Source organism: Nocardia sp. NPDC056000 (assembly GCF_042269265.1).
GTDB lineage: Bacteria > Actinomycetota > Actinomycetes > Mycobacteriales > Mycobacteriaceae > Nocardia.
On the sequence record NZ_JBHJXS010000003.1, the window covers coordinates 422,175 to 448,085 of the forward strand.

The window sequence follows — 25,911 nt, forward strand, 5'->3', positions numbered from 1 at the left end:
TGTCACAGACCCCGATAACGCTGCGCCAACTTCCCCGCCTACGCAACCGCCGTCTCGGGCAGTTGGGGGGCTTGATTCGCCCCGGTGCTCATAGCTCCCCGCTATTGGAATTCGGGAAGCGTTTCGTCGCTTCGCCGCCGGGGTTCCCGACCATGTTCATCACCCATGACATGGCCGATGTCCGTGAGGTGTTCACCAATCACGAGGATTTCTCGGTCGGTCAGTTGATGGCGCGGCTGTCGAGTCATGATCTGGTGTTCGGCAAGGAGACGCTGATCTTCCTGGAGGGTGATGATCATCGTCGTGAGCGCAAACTGTTCTCGCCGCCGTTCCAGAACAAGGCGCTCAAATCCTATGAGGAATTGATGATCGAGGTCGTCGAGCGCGAGCTGCCCAAGTGGCCGGTCGACGAACCGATCGAATTCCTCAAGGCCGGTTACGATCTGGCTATCGGTGTGCTGCTGAGTGTGGTGTTCGGTGATGTGGCGCCCGAGCGCAGCGGGCGGCTCAAGGATGCGGTGAGCGCGTGGTTCGGGGAGATCGAGAGTCGCGGGTTCCTCGCGGTCACGCTGATCACCCCGCTGCTCGGTGGCTACACCCCGCCGTATCGGCCGCTCATGCGCGCGCAGGCCAAGGTCGACGAGGTGATCATCGAGGAGATCGCCGCGCGCCGGGCCGATAACGAGGACGGCACCGATCGCCGGGATGTGCTGGCGCGCTACGTCGGCACCGACCTCGATCAGCACGATGATGTCGCGCTGTCCCGCAATCTGCGCGGAATCCTGTTGGGCGCGTACGAGACCACCGCCATCACCCTCGGCTGGATCGCCACCATGCTGGCCGCGCATCCGGACGCCATGGCCGAACTCGACGCCGCCATCGACTCCGGTGACGAGGCGCGCCTGGACGCCTATCTGGACGCGGTCGTGGCGGAAACCATGCGGCTGCGCCCGGTGTCACCGTTCACCGGCCGAATCGCCTTGCGCGACACCGTGGTCAACGGCGTAGCCATTCCCGAGGGCACCATCGTCATCATCCCCATCCTGCTCATCCACGAATCCGAACACATCTACCCCGACCCCCTCTCCTTCCGCCCCGAACGCTTCCTCGACAAGCGCCCCGACGGCCACACCTGGCTGACCTTCGGCGCGGGTCCGCACCGCTGCCTCGGCGCACAATTCGCCACCGTGGAAGCCCGAATCCTCTTCCGCGCCATCATCGAAAAGCGCCGCATCGACCCCATCCCCGGCCCCATCGAACCCGCCCGCCGCTACCACACCGGCCTGAGCCCCTCCCGCAACGCCCTGATCACCCTCCGCCACCGCGAACCCACCCCAGCGCCGCAGTAGCCACCGAAGCCCCGGTTCGTCCCGCGAGGATTCGGTTGGTGTGTCAGCAGCAGGAGCAATCGTGGTCGGCGGGTGTGGTGCCCGAGTCGCGGACCGGCGATGTGGGGCAGCAGGTTTCGCCTTGCCAGGCGTTGATGCCTTCTTTGATGGCTATGGCGGCGATTGTCAGGGCGGCTAGGGGGTCGGCCCAGGACCAGGTGAGGAGGGTGTTGAGGAGTAGGCCGATTAGGAGGATTGCGGAGAGGTAGGTGCAGAGGAGGGTTTGTTTGGAGTCGGCTACGGCTGAGGCGGAGCCTAGTTCTCGGCCTGCTCGGCGTTGGGACCGGGACAGGATCGGCATGATGGCCAAACTCAGTGCGGCCAGGGTGATTCCGATGGGGGAGGGGGAGGCTTCGTGGACGCCCAGCAGGGCGCGGAGGGAGTCGGTGGTGACGTAGGCGGCGAGGGCGAAGAAGGAGAAGGCGATGATGCGGAGGGCGGTTTTCTCGCGGCGCTCGTGGTCGGGGGTGGCGAACTGCCAGGCGATGGCGGCGGCGGAGGAGACCTCTATGACCGAGTCGAGGCCGAAGCCGATGAGGGCGGTGGAGGAGGCTCGGGTGCCTTCGGTGAGGGCGATGATCGCTTCGATGATGTTGTAGGTGATGGTGGCGGCTACCAACCAGCGGATTCGGGTTGCCAGTTGTGCGCGTCGCCGGGGGGATGGGCCGAGGGGGCGCGTGGGCATGCCGAGGGACTGGGACATCAGCAGCAGCCCTCGGTGCCGGAGTCGGGGCAGCAGGCCGGATCCACGGCCAGGACCAGGCCGGTCAGATCGTCCAGGGCACGGCCGATTCTCGGATCGGCCAGTTCGTAGCGGGAGCGACGGCCCTCCGGCACCGCCACCACCAGACCGCAACCACGCAGGCAGGCAAGGTGATTGGAGAGGATCTGGCGTGAGACGCCGATCTCCTCGGCCAGCTCGGACGGGTATCCCGGGGTGTGCCGCAGGCTCATCAGGATCTGCGTGCGGGTCGGGTCCGACAGGGCATGGCCGAAGCGGGCCAGGGCGTCGCGGTGTAGCGAGGTGTCCACACCGCGACAGTACATCAGAATCTGTATTCAGAAAATCATGAACTATTGGCGGCGCTGATCTCGTACATGCCGGCGATGGTCGGCTCGAGTGTGGTGCGCAGCCACTCGTCGGCCCGGAAGGCGTCGGGGGCCAGGTATTCCGCGAGAGCGGCTTCGGGTGCGGGCGAGTGATCCGCCCAGCTCGGAATGGCCAGCACGCGCAAGCCCGCCGTTGCGGCGGAGCGAATACCCGCCGCCGAATCCTCTACCGCCACACAGTGTTTCGGGAGCACGCCGAGCCGGGCCGCGGCATGCAGATACGGGGCCGGGTCGGGTTTGGTCTCGGTCAGATCCTCGCGGGTCAGGGTGAGATCCCACCGGTGGTGCAGCCCGAAGTGTTCGAGGGTGGCGTGCACGAACCGATGCGGTGATGCCGACACCACGCCGGTCGCCGCGGCATTCGTCGCGGTCCGCACCAATTCCCTCACCCCGGGCAGCAATTCGATACGCCCGGCCCGCACCTGTTCGACCATCAGATCGGTGCATTCCTCGATAACCCGTGCCGCGGAATCGATTCCGCAGACCTCGGCGAGATGATCCGCCCAGTCGCCATGGCCGTGGGTGCGCCGCCGGTCGGCATCGGTCCAGGTGTGCCCGTGCCGGGCCGCGAAATCGAACCAGCACCGATCCCACGGTTCCATGGTGGCCACCAGTGTGCCGTCCAGATCGAACAGCACCGCGTCGATGGGCACGCTCATCCCGGAAGGTCCCCGGCTCCCGCGCACCCGGTACCGAGCTGATCGATCGAAATCAGTGTCAGCCCATGGGTATCGGCGAACGCGCGCAACGCGTCCAACCGCATCACCGAACCGTCGTCATGGCAGACCTCGCTGATCACCGCCACCGGAGCCACCCCCGCCAGCCGCATCAGCTCGACCCCGGCCTCGGTATGGCCCTGCCGCCCGGCCAGGCCCCGCGGGTGCGCGCGCAACGGGAACACATGCCCCGGCCGCTGTAGATCCCCGGTCCGGGTCGTCGGATTCGCCAGTGTGCGCAGCGTCGTCGCCCGATCCTGCGCGCTGATACCCGAAACCACGCCCGCCACCGCGTCCACGGTGACCGTGAACGCGGTCTGGTTCAGATCCTCGTTCGCCGCGACCATGGGCGGCAGCCCCAGCAGATCCGCCCGCTCGGCGGGCATGGGCGCGCAGATCACCCCGCCGGTATAGCGAATGAAGAAGCCGAGCGCCGCACCCGTCGCGAGTTCGGCGGACATGATCAGATCGCCTTCGTTCTCGCGATTCTCATTGTCGACCACGATTACCGCCCGCCCGGCGGCGATGTCGCGGACCGCGGTCTCGACCTGGTCGAACATGCTCTCTCTGGATCGCGTACCGATGGAAACGGTCATTGTCGGTGGCCTCCGCCCTGGTTGGTGGAATGGAGCGCACAACGCAGCAGACGCTAGTCGAATCAAGATCGAATTCTACCGAGGCACGCGTATCGCACCGGCGGGCGGGAGGCCCGCCGATTCACACGCCGAAGTCCATCACCACCACATGGTCGGTCTCGTATTTGTCGAGGTCGGCATCGTGCCAGGACTCCCCGGACCGGATGCGGTGGAAACGGAACGTGCCATTGGTGTCATTGGCCGAGATCACACACCGGATCGATTGCGGCACAGTCAGTTCGCCCGCCAGGCGGCCGATCTCGCGCGCCAGCACGATGCCCTGCCGGAGCAGTTCGCGCTGATCGTCCGGGCCGATCTGCGGCTCCCCGCCCTCCTGCGAAACCGTCACCGGGACAAAATCATCGAGATGCAGCACGGTATGCGCGCATTCCCATCCGGTGAGATCGCCGAAATCCGCGGGCGCGTCCGCGGCGTTGAACGGCACCGGCTTCCAGGAGAGCACCTCATCCCGGAATTCCAGGCCGCGGTCCGCCCAGTCGCGTAGTCCGGCGGCCAAACCGTCGGCGGGGTCCAGCACCGCGAATCCGGTCCGGAGATCGAACAGTTCGCGGGCCCGATCGTTCATTGCCATCGTGAGCATGACCGGGACTATGCCATCAACCGGTATCACCGCCCGTGGTGTGCCCGGCTGGCTCGCCGAGATAGCCAACCTGGATGATGGGCGCATGCTTCCCACCGAGCACCTGGACCAGGCGGACCGGCACCCAGCCGTGATCGACACACCCCTCGGCGCCGTCAGGTTCGGCGTGCGGCTCGGTCCGGATGCGCTACCCGCCGCACCGGATGCGCTGTGGCGCTTGGCCAATGGCTCACATCTGCATCGCTGGCAGCATCGCGGGGCGACCGTGGATCTGCTGATCGGGAGCATTGATGTGCAGCCGTGGGACGGTGGTGCGGCGGTGCCGATCTGGGCCGCGATCTGGCAGGTGCAGGCGCCGTCCGGGGTGCCGGGTCTGGTGGTGTCGGCGGAGTTGAGCGATTTGCCCGCCGGGGCGTACGGGGGCCGGGATTCGGGCGAATGCCTTGCGGCGGTGAGTGTCGAGAACGAGCATTTCATGGTGTCGATCGGCGGTCCGGATTCCGAACTGCTCGGTATGCAGGCGGCGGATGGGCGGCTGATGCCCTCGGATTGGGTGGATCTGCTGCCCGCAGACGGCGATGACAGTATGTCCGAATACGGTGTGCGATACGAGGATCCGGCGCGTATCGCCTGGCATTTGCCCGGATTGGGCGGCCTGGAGGTGGCGCGGCTGTGCATCGCCACCGCGTGGTGCCCGCGCGATGACGAGAGACCCGCGGCCTGGTACGCGGTCGATATACCGCTGGATACCGCGTATCTGCATTTGATCGCGGATCCGCACTGACAGGCGTTATGCCTGATCGAGCATGGTGAGGTAGGCGTCGAGTTGGGCAGCGCCGCACAGCAGAGCGCGGCTGCGGGCCTGTAGCCGATCCTGCCAGGAGTCGAGGAAGGTGCGTAGCGAGTCCGCGCCGCCCGCCTCGCGCAGTGCGTCCAGGAATGTCGCGACCCGCTCGAGCGGGTAGTCGCCGCGCCGTAGTTGCCGCGCGATATCGGCGTCCCGCACGCATTCCGGACCGTAGCGGCGGTAGCCCGTGGTCCGATCGCGCTCCGGTCGCAGAATTCCCCGTTCCTCCCAGGTGCGCAGCGTGGCTGGATGCACCTCGATTCGGTGTGCGAGTTCACCCACCGTCAATGGCGGGCCGGGAATCGGGGTCGGTGGCGTACTCGACAGGCCACCAAGGGTTTTCGCGACCTCGGAGCGAGTATCTCGCTCCGTCCGCAGCGCGATGTGTGAGGCGTCGATCAGGCGGAAGGCGGATTCGCTGTCATCGCGATTGCACGCGCGCATGATCGCCATGGCCCGCTGATGACCGTGGCCCGCGCGCAAGGCGAGGAAGGTGCGCAGGGCTTGCGCGTGCAGCGGGGTGTAGCGGCGGTAGCCGGTCTCGGTGCGTGCGGCAGGCGGGAGCACTCCGGCATCGTCGTAGTTGCGGATCGCCTGGGTGGACAATCCGTGTTCGCGGGCGAGATCGATGGGGCGCAGGTTTACCTCCGATTGAGGCTTTTCGACAGTATGTGGTCGTTTGAAGCGGAAAAGCTTCAAAGGATTCTTCAACGATATCGTCGAGGGGAGTTCCTTCGGAAAGGGGTGCTCCATGTCCACCGCACTGCGTGCGATCGGCCGCCAACTCGATGACCTGGCAAGCCTGGGTCGCGCGCTCGATGAATTACTCGCCGGACGAACCGAACCACCGGCATTGCTCGCCCTGGGCGAACCGACACACGGGATCGAGGCATTCCCGGTGCTGCGCAATGACATCCTCGCCCATCTCGTCGAACGGGGTTACCGCTCAATCATTCTCGAGACCGACCACTTCGCCGCCGCCGTGGTCGACGACTACGTGAATGGGTCGGACACCGATCTCGACACTGTGCTGAGCACCGGATTCAGTCACGGATTCGGTGCGATACCGGGCAATCGGGAACTTCTCGAATGGCTTCGCGCCGTGAACGAGGACCGTGAAACCCGGGATCGGATTCACTTCTACGGCTTCGACGCCCCGACTGAGTACTCCGGCGCACCGAGCCCCCGGCAGTTCCTCACCGATGCCATCGACTATCTGCCGTCCGCATTCCGGCCCGAATCGCTCCCCGATATCGACGCACTCTGCGGTGCGGATGCCGACTGGACCAATCAAGCCGCCATGTACGACGCGGCCGCCTCCATCGGCGGCTCGGCGCAAGCCCACGCCCTGCGCCTCATCGCCGACGACCTGGTCAGCGTCCTGCACCGGGCCGGACCGACCTTGCGTCCCGCCGACCCTGGCGGTTACGACCGCGCCTTCGCCCGGGCGCGAACGGCATTGGCGCTGTTGCGCTACCACTCCGCGATGGCAACCCCCGCGACCGATCGCATCGGCACCCTCGCCAGCCACCGCACCGAAATGATGGCCGACAATCTCCTCACCATCCTGGCTCGGGAACGCCACCGCGGGCCCAGCCTGGTCTTCGCGCACAACGCCCACCTGCAACGCGCCCGGCCCCACCCGCAATCCGGTGCCGATGCTCCGACCTGGGGGAGCGCAGGCGCTTTGACGGCACTGACCCTCGGCGACCGCTACCTCTTCGTGGCAACCGACGCCAACCCCACCGCCGACCCCGGCACTCTCCACCACCTGCTTGCCCAGGCGACCACCCGCCGTGCCCTATTCCCCGTCCCGCCTCTCCTCGCCGCCCTGCCCCCGGCGGCGCAATCCGCCAAACCGTTTCTCCCGGGCCATATCCCATTCGGCCCCGCAGACCTGACCAGCGCCGATGCGATCATCTTCATCACGGACACTGACGGGACGCGCCACCAATACTGGTAGGCCCCGGCCCCGATCCGGTCGGTAGGGTCGCGCCATGGCCGAAATCCACCACACCACCCTGCACCCGAGCAAACTCGAACTGCTCACCACCTGGCTCCCGGCCCAACCGTGGTACCGCGGCACCGGCGCACCCGAGCTGAGCAAGGTGGGCGGATTCCGCCTGGACGACCCCGCCGGTGCGGTCGGCCTCGAATTCATGCTCGTGACAGACACTTCCGGCGACACCCCCGTCACCTACCACGTACCGATGGCCTACCGGGGCGAGCCACTGGCCGGAGCCGACCGAGCACTGATCGGCACCATGGAACACGGTGTTCTCGGCCGCCGCTGGGTCTACGACGGCGAATCCGACCCGGTACTGATCGCGCAGGCGCGGGCGCTACTCACCGGCCGCGCGAAAGCACAGGCCCAGAACGAGAGTGACGCCCCGGACCCCACGGTGGAGATTTCGCCCGCCGATCCGGATCTGCCGATGACGCTGCATATCAGTAGGATTCCCGCGTCGACCAGCGCTGAGGGCACCACTGGGGGACGCGTGACCGCACCGTGGCGCGATCCCTCCGGATCGACACAGCGCGGCGTTCTACTCGAATCCATTCCAGCTCAGGAGCAATGAGCACCACCCCCCATCCCGGCGAGTAGCCGAAGGGGATTTGCCGTTCGAGGGCGGTTGACGCGTTGGCGGCGGGGTCCGATCCGGCGGGAAGGTCAGAAGGAGCGGCTCGTCCAGATATTCCAGGTACCTCGGATATCGCCGGTGCCGTGGGAGCTTCTGACCGTGCGGAGTTCTCGGCTGAGGCGGAGTGCGACCTTGTCGAAATAGGCTTTGGCGGAGCAGGTTTCGGGGTCGCAGTGCTGGTGGGCGAGTTGGCCGCGCTGTGCGACAGTCAGATTCATGATCGGGTAGTCGGGCGGCTCGTGACTGGTGTACATGACCTTTACCTCCTGTAGCGGGGAATCGGGTCGGGGACTTGGGATCTCCTGTCCGCCGGGGTGATTACAGGTCTACGCCGGCACGCGAGCGCTTGGAATGATCCAGGGTGGAAAATCGGCGAAAAGATCTCCGCCTTCCAAAGTTGTTGGGAGAATCATTCCAAAATTGCATAAGACCGATAGAGAGGCTAAGAGATGGCAGCCGGTTCCACCGTTCCGCGCCGCCTGATCGGCCGTACCTTGAAGCAACTGCGCGAGCAGTCCGGGGTTCCGGCGGTTCAGGCGTACAAGCTCATCGATGTTTCGGCACAGACACTTTGGCGTATCGAGACCGGACAACCCGGTCCGAAGATTCGAGAGCTGGATGTCGGTGCGCTCTGCCAGTTATATGACGCTGACGAGGACACGCGCGCCGCACTACTCGGTCTGGTGGCCGAGACGAAGAGCCCGGGATGGTGGCACAACTACGGATCGGCGGTGCCGAATTACTTCGATCTCTACCTCGGGATGGAAGAAGCGGCGTGCAAGCTCACCACGCTTCATCCGAATCTGCTTCCCGGACTACTTCAGACGCCCAGCTATCGTCGCGCGGTGATCTGGGCCGCGATCCCCGGGATGCCGACGGTGGAAGTTGAACAGCGCATTGAGATTTCGGCCAAGCGACAACAACGACTGACCGAAGATCCGGCTGATTTCAGCGTAACGATGTACATCTGTGAGTCGGCGCTGCGGTGGGCGGTTGGCGGCCCGGCGGTCATGGCGGAGCAGCTGCGACACATCGCGACCGTGTCCAAGCTTCCAACGGCGTCAATTCGGTTGGTGCCCATGGGTATCGCAACGCCGTTGCCGCTGATCGTTGGTACGTTCACACTGATGGAGTTCCCCGTGTATACGGGCACTCGACTGACCGAGCCCGCCTTGGTCTATGTGGAGGGCTTCACGGGTGCGCTGTACCTGGACAAGCCAGAAGAGATGGACCAGTACCGGGCCGCCTGCAAAACTCTTCGCGCTACGGCGCTGAGCGAGCAGGAGACCAGACAACTGGTTCTGAGCATCGCAGAGGAGTACGAGTGAGCGCCGATTTGCCCAACGCGGATTGGTTCAAGAGCAGCCGAAGCGGTCCGAATCAGGACTGTGTCGAGGCCGCGCACCTGAGTGGGGGCTCGGTCGGGGTGCGGGATTCGAAGTTGGGGGAGGGCGGGCCGGTGCTGGTATTCGGCCCGGCCGAATGGGACACGTTCAATGATGCCGTGCAGGGCGGTAGGTTCGACCGGCCCTAGGCATCGTTGGAAGGGATGGGAGTTCGCTTCTGCCGCAGTGTTATTCGGCGGGGCGGGCTCCCATGATGCCGTAGAGGAGTAGATCCTCGAGGGAGTCGGCGAAGGTGTCGAGGTCGGCTATATCGCGGATGCACATGGCGAACAGTGCCGCGCCGGCGATGGTGTCCAGGACCGTATTGGGGTCCAGGCCGGGGCGGGGGGAGTCGGGGTCGGCGGGGAGGTAGTCGGCCAATTCGGCGCGGGTGGGGGTGTCCAGGCGGGTGGCGAGGTTTTCGTAGAGGCCGGGGTCCTGGCGCATTTCCGACATGAGACCGGGCATGGCGGCTCGGGTCTCGGCGGAGCCGAAGAGCTGGATGGTGCCTCGGATGATCTTGCGGATTTCCGAGATGAGGTCGGGTGCGACCTGATCGGAGCCGACATCGGGGAAGACGGCCTTGGCGATGAGGTGCGCTTTCGTCGGCCAGCGCCGGTAGATCGACGGGCGGCTCACGCCCGCGCGCGCCGCGATGGCATCGATTGACGTTGCGGCATAACCGCGTTCGATGAGCAGCTCGCGGGCCGCGTCCAGGACGGCGGCATCCACCGCGGGGTCGCGGTGCGGGCCCAGGCGGTGGCGTTCGGTCACGAAATCCGTCCTTGTCAGTGCGGTCGGGAGTCGTTACAGTCTGTCACAACAAAGTCGTTACACTCTGTAACTGCTGCGGCTCGAGGAGTTATCGTGTCTGCTGCCCCGGAAATCGCCGATACCTATCGGGCGGTACCGCTCCTGCAGGACAAAGTCATCGTCATTTCGGGCATCGGTCCCGGACTCGGTCATTCGCTGACCATCGAGGCGGCCCGGATGGGCGCGAATCTGGTGCTGGTCAGCCGCACCGAGAAGCGCCTGGAGAAGCTCGCCGAAGAAGTGCGCGCCCTGGGCGGCACCGCCCTGGTCGCACCGACCGATATCACCGATGAGGACCAGCGTCGCTCACTGGTGGAGCGCGCGCTCGCCGAATTCGGCCGGATCGACTGCCTGATCAACAACGCGTTCGCCATTCCGCCGATGAACCCGATCACCGAGATCGAACTGGAGGCGCTGCGGGTCGCCAATGAGACCAATGTCTTCGCCCCGCTGCGACTTTCGACATTGTTCGCCGACGCGCTCTCGGCCTCCCGTGGCTCGGTCATCATGCTGAACTCGTGCGTGGCCTACAGTTCGCAGCCCGAGTTCTCCGGCTACAAACTCTCCAAAGGCGCACTGGCACACCTGGCTTCGTCGCTGGCCACCGAACTCGGCCCGCGCGGCATCCGCGTGAACAGCGTCGCCCCGTCGTACGTCTACGAGGACATCAACAAGGCCTACTTCGACTGGCTGGCGAGCCAGGCGAACACCACGCACGAGGAGATCTACCGGCAGAAGGCCGAGCCCACCGATCTCAAACGGCTCGCCGGACCCGAAGAGGTCGCGCGCGCCGCACTCTTCCTGGCCAGCGACCTCGCCAGCGCGGTCACCGGCCAGATGCTGACCGTCGACTGCGGTGAATTCCACCGATGAGCACAGGAGAAACCGTGACCAAACGAATCGTGCTGTGGGGCACCGGAGTCGTCGGCTCCATGGTGCTCACCGAGATCCTGCGCCATCCCCTGTTCGAGTTGGTCGGTGTCGGCGTGAGCAACCCCGATAAGGTCGGCAAGGACGCCGGAGACCTCTGCGGACAGCCGAAAACCGGTGTCCTGGCCACGAATTCGGTCGACGAGCTGATCGCGCTGCGCCCCGACGCACTGGTGCACTACGGCCCCACCGCCCAGTTCGCCGATGAGAACATCCGGGTCATCACCGCGTTCCTGCGCGCGGGCATCGACGTCTGTTCCACCGCCATGACCCCGTGGGTGTACCCGAATATCAAACAGCTGCCCGATGTCTGGCGCGATCCCATTACCGAAGCCTGCGCGGCGGGCGGGGCGTCCTGCTTCACCACCGGCATCGATCCAGGCTTCGCCAACGACCTGTTCCCGCTCACCCTGATGGGCCTGTGCGGTGAAGTGGAGTCCGTGCGCGCCTCGGAACTGCTGGACTACACCGACTACGAGGGCGACTACGAATTCGAGATGGGTATCGGCCATCCGCCGGAATTCACCGCGCTGCTGGAACATCGGGACCTGCTGATCATGGCGTGGGGTCCGACCGTGCCCATGATCGCCACCGCCGCCGGAATCGAACTCGACGACATCACCACCACGTGGGAGAAGTGGGTGACCCCCGAGGATCGTCCGTGCGCCAAGGGCACCATCAAGGCGGGCACCGTCGCCGCGATCCGATTCACCATCAACGGCATCTACAAGGGCCGCGAGGTGATCACCCTGGAGCACGTCAACCGCATCGGATTGGACGCCGCCCCCGACTGGCCCGCGGGCACCCGCGATGACGTCTACCGCGTGGATATCCTCGGCTCCCCGTCGATTTCGCAGGAAACCTCGTTCCGGTTCACCGACGGCTCCGGCCGCGCCCCGGCGGTCGCCGGATGCCTGTCCACCGGTATGCGCGCACTGAACGCGGTACCGGCGGTCAACGCGCTACCGCCCGGCTGGGTGACCGCCCTGGACCTGCCGCTCATCCCCGGCGCGGGCACCATTCGCTGATATCCAGCCGTCCCGGAGCAGGCGCTTGTAGACCTTGCCGCTGTCGTCCCGGGGCAGCGAATCGACGATCTCGATGTGGGCGGGCAGCTTGTAGGCGGCGAGCTGCCCGGACAGGGATTCGCGCACAAGGGCTTCGGTGAGCGTCGCACCGGGGCGCGGCAGGATGTGCGCGGCCACCTGCTCACCCAGATCACCGGAATCGGGCACCCCGAAGACCGCCACATCCTCGACGCCGTCCAGCGCGGCGAGGGCGCTCTCGATCTCGGCGGGGTAGATGTTCACTCCGCCGCGGATCACCACCTCGGCATCGCGCCCGGTCAGGTACAGATAACCGTCCTCGTCGAGGTAGCCGAGATCGCCGACCCACAGCATGTCCGGCACCGGGGATTGCGGTGCGCCCTGATTGAGGTACTCGAAGCGCGGCCAATAGTCCGCGCCGCGCACCCACACCCGGCCGATCTCCTTGGCGGGCAGCGGATTTCCGCGCTCATCACCGATCAGGACGGCGGACCCGTCCACGGCCCGGCCGACACTGCCCGGATGCGCCATCCATTCGGTCGCATTGATCCAGGTGATCGTGCCCGCCTCACTGCACCCGTAGAACTCCCACAGCGCATCCCCGAACAGCTCGATCGCCGCACGCTTGAGTGCGGGCGGACACGGTGCGGCGGAATGAATCACATGGGTCAGGCTCGACAGATCGTAGTGTGCGCGCTCCTCGGCGGGCACGCTCAGAATGCGCGACACCATGGTCGGCACGATCTTGACCTGCCGAATGCGATGGTGATCGACCAGCCGCAGGAAGTCGCGTGCGTCCCATCTGGGCATGAGCACGATCTTCGCGCCCATTCGAAGGCCCAGCACGGCAATGGCATTGGGTGAGGTGTGATAGAGCGGACCGGCGACCAGCATCGGGACACCGGGGGCCAGGCCCATGCGCTGTGCGGTCGCGCCCGCGATACTCAGCAGCTGATGCGGCGTCATCGACTCCCGCGCAACACCTTTGGGCTTACCGGTGGTGCCGGAGGTGTAGATGACGCCCATCGAATCCGAGATCGCGCCCTCGATATGGCCTACCGGCTCGGGCTGCCCGGCGATCCAATCCTCCAGCAGCTCATGGCGTCCGGTCGGCCGCGCGAGCCCCGCATCCCAGCCACCGGCGGCCAGCAGTTCGGCGGGCATCGCGATTTCCACGATGCGCGCCGCGGTGCCCGTCAGTTCGCGCGCCGCCTCCACCACCGGAACGAATTCGGTATGGGCGAAGATCAACCGGACCTCGGCGTCGGTGAGCACATGGGCGACCTCACCCGCGGTCCACCGGGTATTGATCGGCAGCGGATTCCCGCCGGTCGCCGCGATACCGACCGAGACCTCCAGGAACTCGATGTCATTGCGTGCCATCACCACACATTTGTCACCGCGCCCGATACCGGCGGCCACCAGCGCCGCTCCGAGCCGTCCGGCCCGGGCCAGGGCATCGGGCTGGGTGCGCACCCGATCTCCGCAGATGATGGTGGCGATTTCCGGCGAAGCAGCGGTCATGCCGCGTAAGTCTGCCACCGCCAAGATCTTTCGCGTATCGCGTTTCGAGCACCTGCGCCGATGCCGGGCACCGATCCCGCGCAGTGGACAACGGCCCGGAAGCCGAGGGGGCTTCCGGGCCGTCTCTTGCTCCGGACACCAGCACCTTGGAGCCGACGCCCCGATGGGCACCGCCGGATAGGTGTTCACATCGCCGGAGCCGTCTGCGTGGGCCACGGCGACACGAAGTGCCTTCCCTGCACAGTGCGCGCTTCGGTGCGCCGCGCCATGCCCGGAGCAAACCGGAAGTACGAATCACCGCCGGTCACAATGAGTCTCACCGACATAACCGCGCCCGTCGAACCGGGGAAAGCCGCTGGCACAGCGGGTCTGCGAGTTGGCACACCCGGTCGGTCTTCGGCGCGCCGCCGCGACTCGCCGAAACGCCTGGTCTACGGTGCTGTCGCCCCACCCGCGTCACCCGGACCTGCGCGAATACCGGAATACCGTTTATCCGCCGGTCCAGCGGATATTGCCCCGGTAGCAATGCCGCTGAATTCCTCAGCATGAACGCCACCGAACATCTGACGATGGAGGACCCATGCGATTCCGACCGATGCGCGCCGCGACCGCGACCGCGCCCTTGGCGGCGCTGCTGCTGACCGGCCTGCTGATCACCGGCTGTGACCAGGCGAAAGAAGCGGTGAACAAGGGCGGCGACACCCCGTGCAGTGAATTCGTGGCCCAGGATTCGGATAAGCAACACGTCACGGTGCGCAAGTACCTGGAGAAGGACACCGAGATCAGCGCCACGCCCAGCCCGGACTCGATCGACGGAGCGATCACCGCCATCGGGCTCATGTGCAAGGCGCAGGCCAATCCGGATACCCCGATCAAGAACGCTGATCTGACCGGGATTCTGCTGCCCAAGAAGTAGTCGGCTAGAGCCGCGGGCCGGGCAACCGGTTCGCGGCGTCCAGCGGCGGAGCCAGCGGGCGCAACGGGTGCGAGGCGGGGCCGTCGAGCAAAGTCCCATCGGGTGCGAAGCGCGAGCCGTGCAGCGGGCAATCCCAGGACAGCGCGGCATCGTTCCAGCACAGGATGCCACCCAGGTGCGGGCACACGGCAGAGATCTCGGTGGTGACGCCGTCCACCGTGGAGACGGCGGTGGGGATGACGCCGTGGCGTTCCACTCGGCCCTGTCCCTCGGCGGGAATACCGTCCCGGCCCGAGCCGAGCGCATGCCGCCAGCCCGTCAGAAGTTGCTGTGCCACACCGGCATTGGCGGCGACGGCGGTCGGGAGTGAGCGCAATTCCGAGGGCCGCCAGCTCGCCAGCGTGCCCGCCCAGGCCGGTGGCTTACCGGTAATGCGGCCCGTCAGCGCGAGCGCGGCCGCGACGCCATTCGTCAAGCCCCACTTGGCATATCCGGTGGCGACCAGGATCCGATTCCGGCCCGGTAGCAGCGGGCCGACATAGGGGAGTTCGTCGATCGGAAGATAGTCCTGTGCGGACCAGCTGTGCAGCGGCTCGGCATCGGGGAACCAGCGCCGAGTCCATTCGATCAACTCCTCCGCGTGATGCCGCGGCGAGCGGACGCGGCCCACCGTATGGCCGTGACCGCCGACGAGCAGCACATCGCCTTCCGGCGTCGGCGCATAGCGCAACGACCGGGTGGGACTGCCCGCGCTGAGGAACATATGCCGTGGAATCGGCTCGGCCACGCGGAACGCGGTGAGATACGAGCGCTGCGCGATCAGCCGGGCGAAATAGCCGCCGCGATCGAGAATCGGTGTGCCGGTGGCGATCACCACCGTCCGGGCGGTGAGCTCGCCGTGCTCGGTCTCCACGATCAGATCATCGCCGCTGCCCTCGCGCACATCGTGCACCAGGGTCGATTCGAAGATCGACGTGGTGTGCGCCTCGATCTCGAGGGCCAGCGCCTCCAGCAGGGCGGCCGGATCCAATTGGGCCTGATCCGCCAGCGCTATCGCGTCCTGGGCCGGAAACGGCATATCCAGCGCGAGATCGGTGACGGGCAGGCCCGCCATCCGCAGGGCGTCGAATTCCCTTCGCACCGCCTTCTTTTCGGCGAAGGTCTGCGCGTAGGTCACCGCCGATTCCCGTTGCACCGGCAGGGAATGCTCCTCGCAGAATCGGATCAGCCATTGCTGCGCTTCACAATTGGCCTCGAGATAGTCGAGCAGTGCGCGATCGCCGTGGCGGCGGCGAATGCGCTGGGCGCGGGTGCCCTGCAACAGGCTGAGCTTTCCGGTCGACGCACCACTGGTGGAATCGCCGATCCGGCGGGCCTCGACCACCGCCACGTCCGCACCGCTTTCCGCGAGCAGCAGCGCGGTCGCCAAACCCGTGATGCCCGCGCCGATCACGACGGTATCGAAACGCGATCCGGGCGTCAGCCGCAACCGCGCCGGCGCATCAGCGTTTTTCAACCACAGTGAAGTCATGGTCGGGTTATAGCCGTCCGCTCCGCGCTCAAACAGCGGGAAAAACCGCCGCGATACGGGGATTGAGGTCGCGGCGAGCGGGTATTGCGGCAACTAGCGCAGCACGTAGGAATTGACCGATTCGAAAGATGAACCGGCACTACATGATTCACCCTGGAGTTGGACAATGAGAAGCTATCCGAACGATCGCCCGATGGTCCGCGGCCGCAGCGGCCTGGCCGGTATCGGCACCTTCCTGGTGCTGGTGTGGCTGGTCATCGGCGCCGTCGCCGCCGGACAGCGGCACTACTTCGACGACGCGCCGACCAACTGCGCAGGCACCTCGACGATCGCGGTGACGATCCTGGCCGGGCCGCTCAATTACATGGGCGTGAACCCCAAGATCGACGACTGCAATGTCAACGTGCCGCAGCCCAGCCAGTAGTCAGTACTGACGCCGGTCGCCGTGCGCCTCGCACAACCACCCGGCGGGGCCGCGCGGATTCGCACACCAGGCATCGAAATCGATTGGCACTATGCACTTTCCATTCGATGCCTGGTGTAGCGCGTCTCGCAGGGCATGCATGGCCGCGAGATACAACTCGGTCATTCCGGCATCGGCCCCGGAACCCCGGGCCTTGATCAGGAGTTCGAGTCGTAACTCGGCTGGCGGATGAGTTCTGAAGCAGTGCCGATGTTCCCGGATCGCCGCGGGCGCGATCGGCAGTGGCACGTTCGACGGTATCGCGGTCGATCGCTCCAGAATGCCCAGGTAGGCCGTCGCGACCGCGCAGGCGGTGAACGCCACCGGGCGTGCGACTTGCGAGACCCCGGCGGTGACGAGATTCCGGGCGAACCGATCCGCGCTCAATTCCTCGGCCCAGTCCTCGCGCACCTGCGCGGGGAGGTCCGGGAAATCGCGATCGATCAGGGCGATGATGCCCGGTGTCGCTGTCAGGCGTTCCAGGCGGAACAGCGCGTGCGCCAACTCGTGTCCGATCAGAAAGCGCTCGCCGAACCACAGCAGCTTCCCGAAAGCCGCTGCGCCGCTGTACCAGCCATCACCCGCCGGTGGCAGATCCGAATGCTCGAATCCCCGTGCCGGTTGCCGGAACGCCCAGATCAGCCGGGCCGCCGCGCGCACCGTGCCCGATTCGGGGGGATCCACGAAAACCCGTCCCGGTGCTTGACCGATCAGGGTCATCGCGTGCCGGACCATATCGGCGAACATGAGCAGCATCGCGCCGTCGAGAAAGACGACCACCCCCTCACCCCGATACGGGGTACTCGTGCCATGCGCCCGGCCACTGCGACCGGTCTCGACCACCACGCAATCCCGCAGCGTTCGCGCCAAGTCCGGTCGCCGCCGCGCGATTTCGGTCAGAAATGTGGAAACGAGCAGTTCCAGGGCCTCTGGCACACCGAATTGCGCGTGATTCGCCAGCTGACCCACCATCGGTGGAACTCCGAGCAGTGCGCATTCTCGCGCCAATTCCCGCTCGGACAGCGGTGTGGCGGGCGGCCAGGCCCAGCCGCGATCGGAGATCAGCCGGGCCGCCCGCGCACGCAGGAGTTCGGGCTGACAGCCGGGCGAATCGGCTTCCGATCCGGCCTCGATCACGGAATAATTCTCTATCATCGCCGACCGGCCGGAGCCCGTTATGACAGCGGAACAAGTATTCAATGTCGAAGTGCGCGCGGGTGACCGCGACGTAGCTGAAGAACTCGGCCAATGGCTGGAGAAGTCCGGGATCGAGGAGGTCAGCGTCACCCGCGAGCGCGGCATGATCGATCTGCAGGCGCTGGAATACCTCATCTCCGCCACCCTGGTCGAGCTGTCGGTGCTGGCCCGGCTCGGCTTCTGGATTCGCGAAAAGACGCACTGCCGAACCGTTTACGATGTGCGCGCCAAAACCGTGCTGACAGAGATGGATTGCCGGATTCGGGACGGCAAGATCGTGGTGATCACCAAAAAGGGCGCGACCGTCTACGAACCGGGAACGCCGGTCGATCTGAACAAGATCCTCGGTGACGCACTCGGATCCGCCTGAGCGGTACCAGGAAATTCACAGGTATCGATAGCTCGGCAATAGCCATTTCACGGTGCGGTTCCGCGTTTGACCTGCGCGCACGCGGTTTCGTATCGTTGAGGAACGATGCCTCGAGGAATCCGGTGCAACTCCGGAACGGTCGCGCCACTGTGAACTCCCGCCACCCGGCGGGAGCGAGTCAGACCCTCGCATCGCGTTCAATTCACCGACGGGGACGCGCACAATCCCCACGAACTCGAGGAGTCATCGTGGCAACCTCATACGTCCCGCGTTCCGGTCTCGGAACCGGATCCCTGGCCCTGCCCACCACCGCGCTATGGCTGACCGGCACCGCCATCCTGGCCCTGCTCGCGATCTACTTCATCGGGATCGACCAGGGCGCGGTATCGATCTTCGGCAGCGATATGCACGTGCACGAGTTCGTCCACGACGGCCGGCATTTCCTCGGATTCCCCTGCCACTAGCAACGGGAATCGAGCACACACAATGGAAAAGCGAATCATCGGCCGAGGCGTCCTGCTGGGCGGACTCGGCGGACTGCTGGCGTTCGCGTTCGCGCGGATTCTGGCCGAACCCATCATCGGCCGCGCCATCGATTACGAAACCGGGCGCGATGACGCCCAAATGGCCCTGGACAAGGCCGCCGGACATCCCATGGCCGATATGGCCGATACCGAATTGTTCACCCGCACCGAACAGGCCAATGTCGGAATCGGTTTCGGCATGGTCGTCTTCGGCCTGGCACTGGGCGCGCTGTTCGCGGTGGTCTACTACCTGGCGCTGCGCCGGGCCGGGAACATCACCCCGCGCAATCTCGCACTGCTCGTCGCGGGCGGAATGTTCCTGACGCTGTACGCGGTTCCGTTCCTGAAGTATCCGGCCAATCCGCCCTCGATCGGACATCCGGACACCATCAAGGAGCGAACGGCGCTCTATCTGGCGATGATCGTGATCACCGGGGTGGCGCTGATCGCGGCGATCTGGCTCGGCCGCAAACTCGCTGCGCGACTGGGTAATTGGACCGCGACGATCGCCGCCGCAGCCTCCTTCGTGGTGGTCATGGCGGTGGTCATGCTCATCCTGCCGCCGCTGGGACATCTGTCGGCGAACAGTTCCTTCGGCGACTTCGACACCGAGACGCCACGGCCACTCACCGATCCGTCCGGCAAGATCGTCTATCCGGGGTTCCCGGCCGACGACCTGTATCACTTCCGGCTGTATTCCTTTGCCGCACAACTGATCATGTGGGCGGTCATCGGCATCGGCTTCGCGTGGCTGGCCCCGCGCCTGCTCGGTGAACGGGCCACCGAACCCAGCACCCCCGCGACGGCATGAGCGCGGTCACCCGGCTCACGCTGATCACACACGCGATCACCGATGCCACGCAGAACGCCGCTTTCCCCCTCGACGAACCGCTCAACGCACTCGGTGAACGCATGATCGGAAAGGTCGGCGGCGTCCCCGGCGCCGACCGCACCGTGACCTACCATGGCCCCGAAACCCGAACCCGGGACACCGCATCGGGCCTCGGCCTCATCGGCACCCCCGACCCGGCCCTGCGCGATCTCGACCACGGCGACTGGTCCGGCCGCACCATGGACACCCTCCCGCCCGAGCAGCTGATGCCCTGGCTCACCGACCCCGAATTCCGTGCGCACGGCGGCGAATCGATCACCGATCTCATCGACCGCACCCGGGCCTGGCTGGACACCCTCGCCGGTCGCGGCGAGCACATCACGGCCATCACCCATCCCGCACTGGTGCGCGCCGCGGTCCTGTGCGCTCTGCAAGCACCCGCACAATCCTTCTGGCGCATAGACATTCCACCCCTCACCGCCACCACCCTGCATCACCGCGCCCCGGCCTGGACCCTGCGCACCACCGCCCTCCCGCTGACATGAGTCAGCGCAGGCAGAGGGAATCCAGGATCTCGGCGGCGTAGTCGATGAAGAGCAGGTGACCCGCGCCCGGGATCAGGTGCAGGTCGGTGTGGGGGAGCAGGGTGGCCAGGCGGCGGCTCTCCGAACAGGGGAGGTTCAGGTCGGCGTCGCCGTGCCAGATCTGTACGGGGGCGGTGATATCGGTGAGATCGAAACCCCAGGGTTTGCCGAACAGCGAGCGCAGGTCCGTGGCGAAACCGCGTGGGCCCTGGCGGAACGCCTCGGCGAGGTTGGCGGCCATCTTGGCCGCGAGTTCGGGATCGGCGGCCACGCGGGCCTGATCCACCTGAGCCATCTGCGAGATCAGGGTGTCTATTCCGCCGCGCTTGCGGACGGCCTTCTCCAATTGGGCGGCGGCGGGGCCGGTGAGGAAGGGAAAGCGTTGCAGCATGGCAAGACTCCGGCGGCGCTTACGGGCCGCGGCGTCCAGATCGCCGTCCGGGTGCTTGTCGAAGGGTGCGGGAGCGGAGACCACCGCGATACCGGCAACGCGTCCGGGCAGGCGGTAGGCGCAGGCCAGGGCGTAGGGGCCGCCGCCCGATACGCCGATGACCGCGAACTGATCCCAGTCGAGGTGATCGGCGAGTTGGACGGCGGTATCGGGCCAGTCCACCACCGGCTGGGCGGCGGCCGGGCTGGAATCGCCCATACCGGGTCTGTCCACCGCCACCACGCGGATACCGGCGGCGGCCGCCGCCTGATCGAAAGCCTCCGCCTCCACATGTGATCCGGGGACGCCGGGGCAGTACAGCAGCGGAACGCCCGATGGATCGCCGTATTCGGCGAAGCCCACCGTGCCATCGCCAAGAGTGATCGACCGGGACACGCTCGATGACATCACCAGGGCAGGGTAAGGGCAAAGCCCCGTATGGACCGCGCGACGCACGCACCGACATTCCGTCCGCACCGAACACGCCGGAATTGTCTGATACTTCGCTGATTCGAGTTCCGGTCAGCGCGAACGCAGCCGGGAGTTCCGGCGGTCCGGGCGAAGCGCCATCTCGTGGAATCCGGCCGGGGTCTCGATATGACTGGGACCGCGTAACCGGTTGTGCCGCATACGCTGCGTGCGCTCCTGGAGCGAAATCGGATGCGCGAAATGGATTTCCGCCTGCCGATCGGCGGTCACCACCGTCGCCTCCTGTTCGGGACCGCGCCATTCGGTGATCCACAGATTGCCGAACACCATGACCTCCGGCCGGGTCTGATCATCCAGGGTCACCTGGACATCCGCCCCGGTGTACTCGCCCCAGACCGCCCACCACATCGCCTCCGGCTCCTCGGGGATGGGACCCGCCGCGCCGACCGCCATATCGTTGTGCCCCAGCCACGTTCGCCACGGCGGAGCCGCCTCACCCTCGGAATCGTTGTGGGACGGGCGAATTCGGAAATGCTCATCGGCCGGCCGCCACTGCACGCACAGCCCCGACACCGGTAACACCATCTCGTCGAACTCCATTGCTTTCCTTCCGCCGGTCGGGATCGGTGCGCTCGTCACCGGCCGATCTATCGCTTCAAGGTCATATCCATGGGTTACCCCACCTCGGGCGTTATCAAACCGTGATACCTCGCCGTCCTCCCGTTTGATCCGGCCCCGGCTGGTCATCCTGCTGAAAAGGGCACCCGGACATCCCGGTTGAACATGAGGACGCGATATGACAAGTGAAGGAGCGGTGGAGTTCCCGCCGCTGGACGACGCACCGGACATCTCCCGCGAGACCCCGGTGGCAGCGGAAAGGCTGGGGGACAACGGCAATCGGATCGGCTACGCACTACTGGGCGTGGGTGTGCTCACCGCCTGCGCGACACTGCTGGCCGGATTGGCCGGTGCGAACGCCATCGGATTGGCCGCCGCCGTGATCACGGTGATCTGCCTGCTCATCGGCACGGCACTCACCACCGCGGCGCGTCGCAGAAATGCGGCCGTGAGCGCCGAAGGTGAGGAAAACGGCAGGTGGCAGGTCATTCCCCGCGAGGAGTGAGGCTGGTCGGAGCCGGGCCGGAAGTTGGACGGTTGATCCTCGTACGCGGAAGTATCGTGACTCTGCGACCGCACTCACGTATCGATTGACGATCGGTATGCCGTAGATGCGGATTGTTGTCCCAATGCGGGCCTGCGTGTCCGGATTGTCTACTAGCCTGGGTCGATGAGCACCCAGGCGCTCCCGTCCGAACTGGTCGAAGCCATCGGCCGATACCGGCTCGCCTTCCTGATCACCATCGGCGCGCACGACGGCCCGCACACCACTCCGCAGCAGACGATTCTCGACGCGAATCGCGTGCACCTGCCCGGTATCGGGCCGACGACGCGGCGCAATATCGCTGCGAGCCCGGCGATTACGATTCTCTGGCCGCCCACCGCCCCGGATGGTCATGCGCTCATCCTCGATGGCATCGCGACCGTGTCCGGTGCGGATCTCGACATCCGGGCGATCCGGGCCGTACTGCACCACACCGTCGCACCGGAATCCGGCGCGGCACGCTGCTCGGGCTGCCGCCGCTTCATACTCGACAGCCCGGACGATATCGCCGCGCCCGGAATACAACCCGTGATCATGGCCTGATCGGCTCACCCGCCGGTATCGGCCGCCAATTCGATATCGAGCCGCTGGTACATCGGAACGAAGGTATTGATCCGGTACCGCCGCCTGATGATCGACCAGGGGCGACCGGCGGCCAGCAGCGTCTCCAGGAAACGCGTCAGTTCGACCTGGCTCAGGGCCGCGCCCGGGCACAGGTGTTTACCGCCGCCGAACCACAGCTGACGAATCTCGTTGATATGACCCAGGTTCGGATCGAAACGGCCGGGCGCGTTGGCGATGGTCCAGGTCATGATCTTGACCCGATCGCCCGGGCGCAGCACCCGGCCCGCCAGTTCCACCTCGCCCACCACGCCGCGGCCGACGACCGGCATTGAACTGGTGACCCGCAGACCCTCGCGAATCGCCGCCGGTAGCGAGGCGGGATCGGCGCAGAGCCGTTCGTGCTCACCGGTGTCGTGCAGCAGGGCCACCAGGCGGCCCATCGTGCTCGCCAGCGTGGCGGTGCCCGCGACGATGAGAAGTACCGCGGTGCCACGGGTTTCGCCGGCGTCGAAGCCGAGTGCGCGGCATCTGCCGATCACCGTATCCGGCGGGGCCGTGTCGTAGACATCGGCGACAGCCGCGCCGATCCGGGCGGCGATGGCCCTTCCCTTGCGGGCATTGCGGGCGGGTACGACGGTGGTCGCCCAATTGCCCTTACCGAGATCGGCGAGTTCGGTGACCGCCCGGAACAGCTCCTCGTACGCGGCGTCATCGGGCAGCGCGGGCAAGCCCACCAGATCGGTCATGATCCGTCCGGTGAACACCCGGGAGAAGGCCGCGATATCGACGGTGCGCCCGGCGGCGAGATCGGTCCGCAGCCGCGTCAGCATCGGGCCGACCGCGCGTTCCACCATCGCCTCGGATCGCGCGCGGGTGAACAGGTCGTTGACCCGCGCGCGGAACGCGGTGTGATCGACTCCCTCGAAGTGTTCGAGCACGAAATCGCCGAGCATCTGCGACCACCAGTGCCCGGACGCGCCATCGTGCACGATGCTGAAATTGTCACTGTCGGAGTGGATCTCACGTGCCAACCCGGGGTCGGCGACCACCCAGCCGAGACCGGGCACCTTGCGCAGCGGGCGGGCCAGCGGCGCGGCGGTGAGCAGTACGGCCAGGCCCGGCTGTGCGCAGGCGTGCAGCGCGAGTTCATGCCATTCGGCGGTGCGGCGAGCGGTGACGGGTGTGCCGGTGATGGTCATGCCGTGGCTCCGGTGCCGGTCCACGCGGTCGCGGCGGCCGATTCGATTCCGGCCGTGGTGAATTGATCCAGTACCAGATGCGTGCACAGCACCGCCATACTGGCCCATTCGGCGGCCGCGCCCTCCCAGGTGCCGAACCTGTCCACCGCGGTGCGCCAGATCCGTTCGGTGGCAACGGGATCGAACAATCCGTAGCGCTGAACCGCCGACTGCGACAGATGATCCCCGGCCAGCTCCGCTCCGGGGCCGCTCAGATACCAGGCGCTGATCGGCGTCATGAACGGTTTCTTGCGGCGGCGCACGATCGGCTTCGGCAGCACATCGGCGACCGCGCGTTTGAGCACGTATTTCTCGGTGCCCAAGTGCACCAGCATATTCGGATGGATCTCGGCGCAGATATCGATGACATCGCGATCCAGGAACGGCACCCGCACCTCGATGCCATTGGCCATACCGAGCCGATCCGAGATGGGCAGCACCCAGTGCGGCAGACGGGTGTGGAATTCGAAATGCAACTGCCGGTGCAGGGTGGTGTGCGCGGGCGGGGCCGGTAGCTCCGAGGGCTCGGGAAGTCGTCCGGTGATGGCCGGTGCGATGGCGTCACCCAGGGCGCTCCACAGATAGATCCACGGCGGGACCTGTCCGAAGCGGTCGGTGTACTCGCCGAATCGCGTTGCCACGCCGGTGATATGGCGGTCGATACCGCTCGGCGCGCCGATCCACTTGGTGGCCTGCTGCCACAGCATCGGCTGCAACGCACCCAGTTTCAGCGATTCGAGCTTCGCACTGACCTTCATGAGCCGGTAGAAGTCGTATCCGGCCAGGAGTTCATCGGAGCCGTCACCGCTCATGGCGACCGTCCAGCCGTGCTCGCGCGCCATCCCCGTCAGCTCCAGGAACGGCGTCGCCACCCCGCCGTACCAGAACGGGGATTCGAAGTGCCACATACTCTTCGGCAGCAGTTCGCACGCGCGGGCCCCGGTCATCGCGGCTTCGTCATTGCGCACGCCCAGCGATTCCGCGACCAGGCGGGACATCGAGGTCTCATCGTGTATCTCGCCCGGAAGCGCGAGACTGAGGGTGGGGAGTGGGGAATCGCAGCGGCGGGCCGCCACCGCGGCGATAGCGGACGAATCCAGACCGCCGCTCAGGGCGACGCCACCGCGCACCTCCTCGGGAATTCGTTTGGCCACGGCAGCGGTGAAGCGCTCATTGAACGCCTCGATGGCGGCGCGACCCGTGAGCAGTGGCTTATCGGGATCGGGGCGCTCGAATACCGTGAAATAGCGCCGTGATCGGACTCCGGTGGCATCGATGGTGGTGATCGTGCCCGGCTGGAGATCGTTCACCTCCCGCCAGAAGGTGTGCGGTGCGATGGTGTGCCCGTAGAACAGGCAGTCGGCCATGCCCTGCGGATCGATCTCGATCGGGCAGCGACCGGAAGCGAAGATGCCCTTGATCTCCGAGGCGAAAACGATTGCGCTGCCGCGGCGGTGGTAGAACAGCGGCTTCACCCCGACCCGGTCCCGGGTCAGCAGCAGCCGCTGTTTTCCCATGTCCCACAGCGCGATTCCGAAATCGCCATCGAGATGTTCGACGAACCGATCGCCGTACTCCTCGTACAGGTGCGGTAGGACCTCGGCATCGCTGCCACTGTGGAAGCGATGCCCCCGCGCCGCCAGTGACCGCCGCAGCTCGCGATGGTTGTAGATCTCGCCATTGCACACCGCCAGTACGGTGCCGTCCTCGCTGCGCACCGGCTGATCCCCGTGCGCCACATCGACAATCGCGAGCCGCGCGAACCCGAACGCCGCGTTCCGATCCGACCACACCGCGGTCCGATCGGGTCCGCGATGCCGCATGATCGCGTTCATCGCCTCGATGGGCCGGGGATCCACCGCACCGGCGAAGTCGACGATTCCGCTGATTCCACACATTTGCTGTTCCTCCGCGGGAGTAGGCGATCGCCTACCCGATCATAGGTTCGCGGTGCGGAAGAACAACTCGGCGGAGACGAATTGGCTTGTGTGACAAAATATATGCGGAATGTTCTTCGAATCGAAGAGTGATCGG

At 66.1% G+C, this 25,911-nt stretch carries 31 protein-coding genes and 1 riboswitch; of the genes, 16 read left to right on the forward strand and 15 right to left on the reverse strand.

The window, feature by feature from the left end:
- The first annotated feature begins 152 nt into the window (after positions 1-152).
- Positions 153-1,349, forward strand: a complete 1,197-nt coding sequence (locus tag ACFC4D_RS10490; protein ID WP_376062508.1) for a cytochrome P450 — start codon at positions 153-155, stop codon at positions 1,347-1,349.
- 43 nt (positions 1,350-1,392) lie between these two features.
- Here the strand turns inward: ACFC4D_RS10490 and ACFC4D_RS10495 are convergent, their stop codons facing one another.
- The 5 genes from ACFC4D_RS10495 to ACFC4D_RS10515 form a co-directional block, all read right to left on the reverse strand.
- The gene (locus tag ACFC4D_RS10495; protein ID WP_376062509.1) at positions 1,393-2,091 is read right to left on the reverse strand and encodes a cation transporter; all 699 of its coding nucleotides are present in this window, start codon (positions 2,089-2,091) and stop codon (positions 1,393-1,395) included.
- Entirely contained in the window at positions 2,091-2,420 is a 330-nt protein-coding gene (locus tag ACFC4D_RS10500; protein WP_364635298.1) for a metalloregulator ArsR/SmtB family transcription factor, read from the reverse strand. Before ACFC4D_RS10500 ends, ACFC4D_RS10495 begins: the two co-directional genes overlap by 1 nt.
- 35 nt (positions 2,421-2,455) lie before the next feature.
- Positions 2,456-3,157 carry an HAD family hydrolase gene (locus ACFC4D_RS10505; protein ID WP_376062510.1) on the reverse strand — a complete coding sequence of 234 codons (702 nt, stop codon included), beginning with the start codon at positions 3,155-3,157 and terminating at the stop codon, positions 2,456-2,458.
- The gene (gene ribB, locus ACFC4D_RS10510) at positions 3,154-3,810 is read right to left on the reverse strand and encodes a 3,4-dihydroxy-2-butanone-4-phosphate synthase (protein WP_376062511.1); all 657 of its coding nucleotides are present in this window, start codon (positions 3,808-3,810) and stop codon (positions 3,154-3,156) included. The genes ACFC4D_RS10505 and ribB overlap by 4 nt, the downstream gene beginning before the upstream one ends.
- 121 nt (positions 3,811-3,931) lie before the next feature.
- Positions 3,932-4,450 (reverse strand): hypothetical protein, encoded by a 519-nt coding sequence (locus ACFC4D_RS10515; protein WP_376062512.1) that lies wholly within the window; start codon positions 4,448-4,450, stop codon positions 3,932-3,934.
- On the opposite strand from ACFC4D_RS10515, the gene ACFC4D_RS10520 reads away from it, so the two are divergent.
- Positions 4,449-5,234: a hypothetical protein gene (locus ACFC4D_RS10520; protein ID WP_375952728.1), complete on the forward strand. Its 786-nt coding sequence runs from the start codon at positions 4,449-4,451 to the stop codon at positions 5,232-5,234. The genes ACFC4D_RS10515 and ACFC4D_RS10520 overlap by 2 nt on opposite strands.
- Positions 5,235-5,240: 6 nt before the next feature.
- On the opposite strand, the gene ACFC4D_RS10525 is transcribed toward ACFC4D_RS10520, so the two are convergent.
- Entirely contained in the window at positions 5,241-5,936 is a 696-nt protein-coding gene (locus tag ACFC4D_RS10525) for a MerR family transcriptional regulator (protein WP_376062717.1), read from the reverse strand.
- Between the two features lie 112 nt (positions 5,937-6,048).
- Between ACFC4D_RS10525 and ACFC4D_RS10530 the strand changes: the two genes are divergently transcribed.
- Together ACFC4D_RS10530 and ACFC4D_RS10535 are read left to right on the forward strand one after the other, a co-directional pair.
- Positions 6,049-7,260 (forward strand): erythromycin esterase family protein, encoded by a 1,212-nt coding sequence (locus ACFC4D_RS10530; RefSeq protein WP_376062513.1) that lies wholly within the window; start codon positions 6,049-6,051, stop codon positions 7,258-7,260.
- 34 nt (positions 7,261-7,294) lie between these two features.
- Positions 7,295-7,876: a 1,4-alpha-glucan branching protein gene (locus tag ACFC4D_RS10535; protein WP_376062514.1), complete on the forward strand. Its 582-nt coding sequence runs from the start codon at positions 7,295-7,297 to the stop codon at positions 7,874-7,876.
- Between the two features lie 92 nt (positions 7,877-7,968).
- On the opposite strand, the gene ACFC4D_RS10540 is transcribed toward ACFC4D_RS10535, so the two are convergent.
- Positions 7,969-8,193, reverse strand: a complete 225-nt coding sequence (locus tag ACFC4D_RS10540) for a hypothetical protein (protein WP_376062515.1) — start codon at positions 8,191-8,193, stop codon at positions 7,969-7,971.
- A gap of 195 nt (positions 8,194-8,388) precedes the next feature.
- On the opposite strand from ACFC4D_RS10540, the gene ACFC4D_RS10545 reads away from it, so the two are divergent.
- Together ACFC4D_RS10545 and ACFC4D_RS10550 are read left to right on the forward strand one after the other, a co-directional pair.
- Positions 8,389-9,267 (forward strand): helix-turn-helix domain-containing protein, encoded by an 879-nt coding sequence (locus tag ACFC4D_RS10545; RefSeq protein ID WP_376062516.1) that lies wholly within the window; start codon positions 8,389-8,391, stop codon positions 9,265-9,267.
- Positions 9,264-9,473, forward strand: coding sequence for a DUF397 domain-containing protein (locus ACFC4D_RS10550; protein WP_376062517.1), 210 nt, complete (start codon positions 9,264-9,266; stop codon positions 9,471-9,473). Before ACFC4D_RS10545 ends, ACFC4D_RS10550 begins: the two co-directional genes overlap by 4 nt.
- 40 nt (positions 9,474-9,513) lie before the next feature.
- On the opposite strand, the gene ACFC4D_RS10555 is transcribed toward ACFC4D_RS10550, so the two are convergent.
- On the reverse strand, positions 9,514-10,098 hold the full coding sequence (locus ACFC4D_RS10555) for a TetR/AcrR family transcriptional regulator (protein ID WP_364635269.1): 585 nt from the start codon (positions 10,096-10,098) through the stop codon (positions 9,514-9,516).
- A 93-nt stretch (positions 10,099-10,191) separates the two neighbouring features.
- Here ACFC4D_RS10555 and ACFC4D_RS10560 point away from each other — a divergent pair, with 93 nt between their 5' ends.
- The gene (locus ACFC4D_RS10560) at positions 10,192-11,010 is read left to right on the forward strand and encodes an SDR family oxidoreductase (RefSeq protein ID WP_376062518.1); all 819 of its coding nucleotides are present in this window, start codon (positions 10,192-10,194) and stop codon (positions 11,008-11,010) included.
- Complete coding sequence (locus ACFC4D_RS10565) at positions 11,007-12,095, forward strand: dihydrodipicolinate reductase (protein WP_376062519.1); 1,089 nt, start codon at positions 11,007-11,009, stop codon at positions 12,093-12,095. Before ACFC4D_RS10560 ends, ACFC4D_RS10565 begins: the two co-directional genes overlap by 4 nt.
- Here the strand turns inward: ACFC4D_RS10565 and ACFC4D_RS10570 are convergent.
- A complete protein-coding gene (locus ACFC4D_RS10570; RefSeq protein WP_376062520.1) occupies positions 12,030-13,637 on the reverse strand; it encodes an AMP-binding protein in 1,608 nt (535 codons plus the stop codon). The two genes, ACFC4D_RS10565 and ACFC4D_RS10570, sit on opposite strands and share 66 nt — an antisense overlap.
- 580 nt (positions 13,638-14,217) lie before the next feature.
- Here ACFC4D_RS10570 and ACFC4D_RS10575 point away from each other — a divergent pair.
- Complete coding sequence (locus tag ACFC4D_RS10575) at positions 14,218-14,553, forward strand: hypothetical protein (protein ID WP_375952706.1); 336 nt, start codon at positions 14,218-14,220, stop codon at positions 14,551-14,553.
- A gap of 4 nt (positions 14,554-14,557) precedes the next feature.
- Here the strand turns inward: ACFC4D_RS10575 and ACFC4D_RS10580 are convergent, their stop codons facing one another.
- Positions 14,558-16,084 carry an FAD-dependent oxidoreductase gene (locus ACFC4D_RS10580; protein ID WP_376062521.1) on the reverse strand — a complete coding sequence of 509 codons (1,527 nt, stop codon included), beginning with the start codon at positions 16,082-16,084 and terminating at the stop codon, positions 14,558-14,560.
- A gap of 193 nt (positions 16,085-16,277) precedes the next feature.
- Here ACFC4D_RS10580 and ACFC4D_RS10585 point away from each other — a divergent pair, with 193 nt between their 5' ends.
- Positions 16,278-16,508: a hypothetical protein gene (locus tag ACFC4D_RS10585; RefSeq protein WP_375955872.1), complete on the forward strand. Its 231-nt coding sequence runs from the start codon at positions 16,278-16,280 to the stop codon at positions 16,506-16,508.
- On the opposite strand, the gene ACFC4D_RS10590 is transcribed toward ACFC4D_RS10585, so the two are convergent.
- Positions 16,509-17,684 carry a hypothetical protein gene (locus tag ACFC4D_RS10590; protein WP_376062522.1) on the reverse strand — a complete coding sequence of 392 codons (1,176 nt, stop codon included), beginning with the start codon at positions 17,682-17,684 and terminating at the stop codon, positions 16,509-16,511.
- A 40-nt stretch (positions 17,685-17,724) separates the two neighbouring features.
- Between ACFC4D_RS10590 and ACFC4D_RS10595 the strand changes: the two genes are divergently transcribed.
- From ACFC4D_RS10595 to ACFC4D_RS10610, 4 genes are all read left to right on the forward strand, one after another.
- A complete protein-coding gene (locus ACFC4D_RS10595; protein WP_376062523.1) occupies positions 17,725-18,114 on the forward strand; it encodes a hypothetical protein in 390 nt (129 codons plus the stop codon).
- Positions 18,115-18,179: 65 nt separating this feature from the next.
- Positions 18,180-18,323, forward strand: a riboswitch (cobalamin riboswitch).
- 39 nt (positions 18,324-18,362) lie between these two features.
- Positions 18,363-18,578, forward strand: a complete 216-nt coding sequence (locus ACFC4D_RS10600) for a CbtB domain-containing protein (protein WP_375952697.1) — start codon at positions 18,363-18,365, stop codon at positions 18,576-18,578.
- A 22-nt stretch (positions 18,579-18,600) separates the two neighbouring features.
- Positions 18,601-19,449, forward strand: coding sequence for a CbtA family protein (locus tag ACFC4D_RS10605; protein ID WP_376062524.1), 849 nt, complete (start codon positions 18,601-18,603; stop codon positions 19,447-19,449).
- Positions 19,446-20,015: a histidine phosphatase family protein gene (locus ACFC4D_RS10610; protein ID WP_376062525.1), complete on the forward strand. Its 570-nt coding sequence runs from the start codon at positions 19,446-19,448 to the stop codon at positions 20,013-20,015. Before ACFC4D_RS10605 ends, ACFC4D_RS10610 begins: the two co-directional genes overlap by 4 nt.
- Position 20,016: 1 nt before the next feature.
- On the opposite strand, the gene ACFC4D_RS10615 is transcribed toward ACFC4D_RS10610, so the two are convergent.
- Positions 20,017-20,892: an alpha/beta fold hydrolase gene (locus ACFC4D_RS10615; RefSeq protein WP_376062718.1), complete on the reverse strand. Its 876-nt coding sequence runs from the start codon at positions 20,890-20,892 to the stop codon at positions 20,017-20,019.
- Positions 20,893-21,006: 114 nt separating this feature from the next.
- On the reverse strand, positions 21,007-21,513 hold the full coding sequence (locus tag ACFC4D_RS10620; protein WP_375952689.1) for a hypothetical protein: 507 nt from the start codon (positions 21,511-21,513) through the stop codon (positions 21,007-21,009).
- A 196-nt stretch (positions 21,514-21,709) separates the two neighbouring features.
- Here ACFC4D_RS10620 and ACFC4D_RS10625 point away from each other — a divergent pair, with 196 nt between their 5' ends.
- Positions 21,710-22,036: a hypothetical protein gene (locus ACFC4D_RS10625; RefSeq protein ID WP_376062526.1), complete on the forward strand. Its 327-nt coding sequence runs from the start codon at positions 21,710-21,712 to the stop codon at positions 22,034-22,036.
- 165 nt (positions 22,037-22,201) lie between these two features.
- On the forward strand, positions 22,202-22,618 hold the full coding sequence (locus ACFC4D_RS10630) for a hypothetical protein (protein ID WP_376062527.1): 417 nt from the start codon (positions 22,202-22,204) through the stop codon (positions 22,616-22,618).
- 5 nt (positions 22,619-22,623) lie between these two features.
- On the opposite strand, the gene ACFC4D_RS10635 is transcribed toward ACFC4D_RS10630, so the two are convergent.
- Both ACFC4D_RS10635 and asnB read right to left on the reverse strand, forming a co-directional pair.
- Positions 22,624-23,838 carry a cytochrome P450 gene (locus ACFC4D_RS10635; protein ID WP_376062528.1) on the reverse strand — a complete coding sequence of 405 codons (1,215 nt, stop codon included), beginning with the start codon at positions 23,836-23,838 and terminating at the stop codon, positions 22,624-22,626.
- The gene (gene asnB, locus ACFC4D_RS10640) at positions 23,835-25,775 is read right to left on the reverse strand and encodes an asparagine synthase (glutamine-hydrolyzing) (protein ID WP_376062529.1); all 1,941 of its coding nucleotides are present in this window, start codon (positions 25,773-25,775) and stop codon (positions 23,835-23,837) included. The genes ACFC4D_RS10635 and asnB overlap by 4 nt, the downstream gene beginning before the upstream one ends.
- Positions 25,776-25,911 lie beyond the last annotated feature (136 nt).

Coding starts and splice junctions, on each gene's coding strand:
- ribB (WP_376062511.1), bottom strand. CDS start 3,810: ATGACCGTTTCCATCGGTACGCGATCCAGAGAGAGCATGTTCGACCAG.
- ACFC4D_RS10635 (WP_376062528.1), bottom strand. CDS start 23,838: ATGACCATCACCGGCACACCCGTCACCGCTCGCCGCACCGCCGAATGG.
- ACFC4D_RS10535 (WP_376062514.1), top strand. CDS start 7,295: ATGGCCGAAATCCACCACACCACCCTGCACCCGAGCAAACTCGAACTG.
- ACFC4D_RS10625 (WP_376062526.1), top strand. CDS start 21,710: ATGACAAGTGAAGGAGCGGTGGAGTTCCCGCCGCTGGACGACGCACCG.
- ACFC4D_RS10580 (WP_376062521.1), bottom strand. CDS start 16,084: ATGACTTCACTGTGGTTGAAAAACGCTGATGCGCCGGCGCGGTTGCGG.
- ACFC4D_RS10490 (WP_376062508.1), top strand. CDS start 153: ATGTTCATCACCCATGACATGGCCGATGTCCGTGAGGTGTTCACCAAT.
- ACFC4D_RS10505 (WP_376062510.1), bottom strand. CDS start 3,157: ATGAGCGTGCCCATCGACGCGGTGCTGTTCGATCTGGACGGCACACTG.
- ACFC4D_RS10540 (WP_376062515.1), bottom strand. CDS start 8,193: ATGTACACCAGTCACGAGCCGCCCGACTACCCGATCATGAATCTGACT.
- asnB (WP_376062529.1), bottom strand. CDS start 25,775: ATGTGTGGAATCAGCGGAATCGTCGACTTCGCCGGTGCGGTGGATCCC.
- ACFC4D_RS10565 (WP_376062519.1), top strand. CDS start 11,007: ATGAGCACAGGAGAAACCGTGACCAAACGAATCGTGCTGTGGGGCACC.
- ACFC4D_RS10515 (WP_376062512.1), bottom strand. CDS start 4,450: ATGCTCACGATGGCAATGAACGATCGGGCCCGCGAACTGTTCGATCTC.
- ACFC4D_RS10585 (WP_375955872.1), top strand. CDS start 16,278: ATGGTCCGCGGCCGCAGCGGCCTGGCCGGTATCGGCACCTTCCTGGTG.
- ACFC4D_RS10615 (WP_376062718.1), bottom strand. CDS start 20,892: ATGTCATCGAGCGTGTCCCGGTCGATCACTCTTGGCGATGGCACGGTG.
- ACFC4D_RS10630 (WP_376062527.1), top strand. CDS start 22,202: ATGAGCACCCAGGCGCTCCCGTCCGAACTGGTCGAAGCCATCGGCCGA.
- ACFC4D_RS10610 (WP_376062525.1), top strand. CDS start 19,446: ATGAGCGCGGTCACCCGGCTCACGCTGATCACACACGCGATCACCGAT.
- ACFC4D_RS10575 (WP_375952706.1), top strand. CDS start 14,218: ATGCGATTCCGACCGATGCGCGCCGCGACCGCGACCGCGCCCTTGGCG.
- ACFC4D_RS10570 (WP_376062520.1), bottom strand. CDS start 13,637: ATGACCGCTGCTTCGCCGGAAATCGCCACCATCATCTGCGGAGATCGG.
- ACFC4D_RS10545 (WP_376062516.1), top strand. CDS start 8,389: ATGGCAGCCGGTTCCACCGTTCCGCGCCGCCTGATCGGCCGTACCTTG.
- ACFC4D_RS10495 (WP_376062509.1), bottom strand. CDS start 2,091: ATGTCCCAGTCCCTCGGCATGCCCACGCGCCCCCTCGGCCCATCCCCC.
- ACFC4D_RS10620 (WP_375952689.1), bottom strand. CDS start 21,513: ATGGAGTTCGACGAGATGGTGTTACCGGTGTCGGGGCTGTGCGTGCAG.
- ACFC4D_RS10595 (WP_376062523.1), top strand. CDS start 17,725: ATGACAGCGGAACAAGTATTCAATGTCGAAGTGCGCGCGGGTGACCGC.
- ACFC4D_RS10530 (WP_376062513.1), top strand. CDS start 6,049: ATGTCCACCGCACTGCGTGCGATCGGCCGCCAACTCGATGACCTGGCA.
- ACFC4D_RS10605 (WP_376062524.1), top strand. CDS start 18,601: ATGGAAAAGCGAATCATCGGCCGAGGCGTCCTGCTGGGCGGACTCGGC.
- ACFC4D_RS10520 (WP_375952728.1), top strand. CDS start 4,449: ATGACCGGGACTATGCCATCAACCGGTATCACCGCCCGTGGTGTGCCC.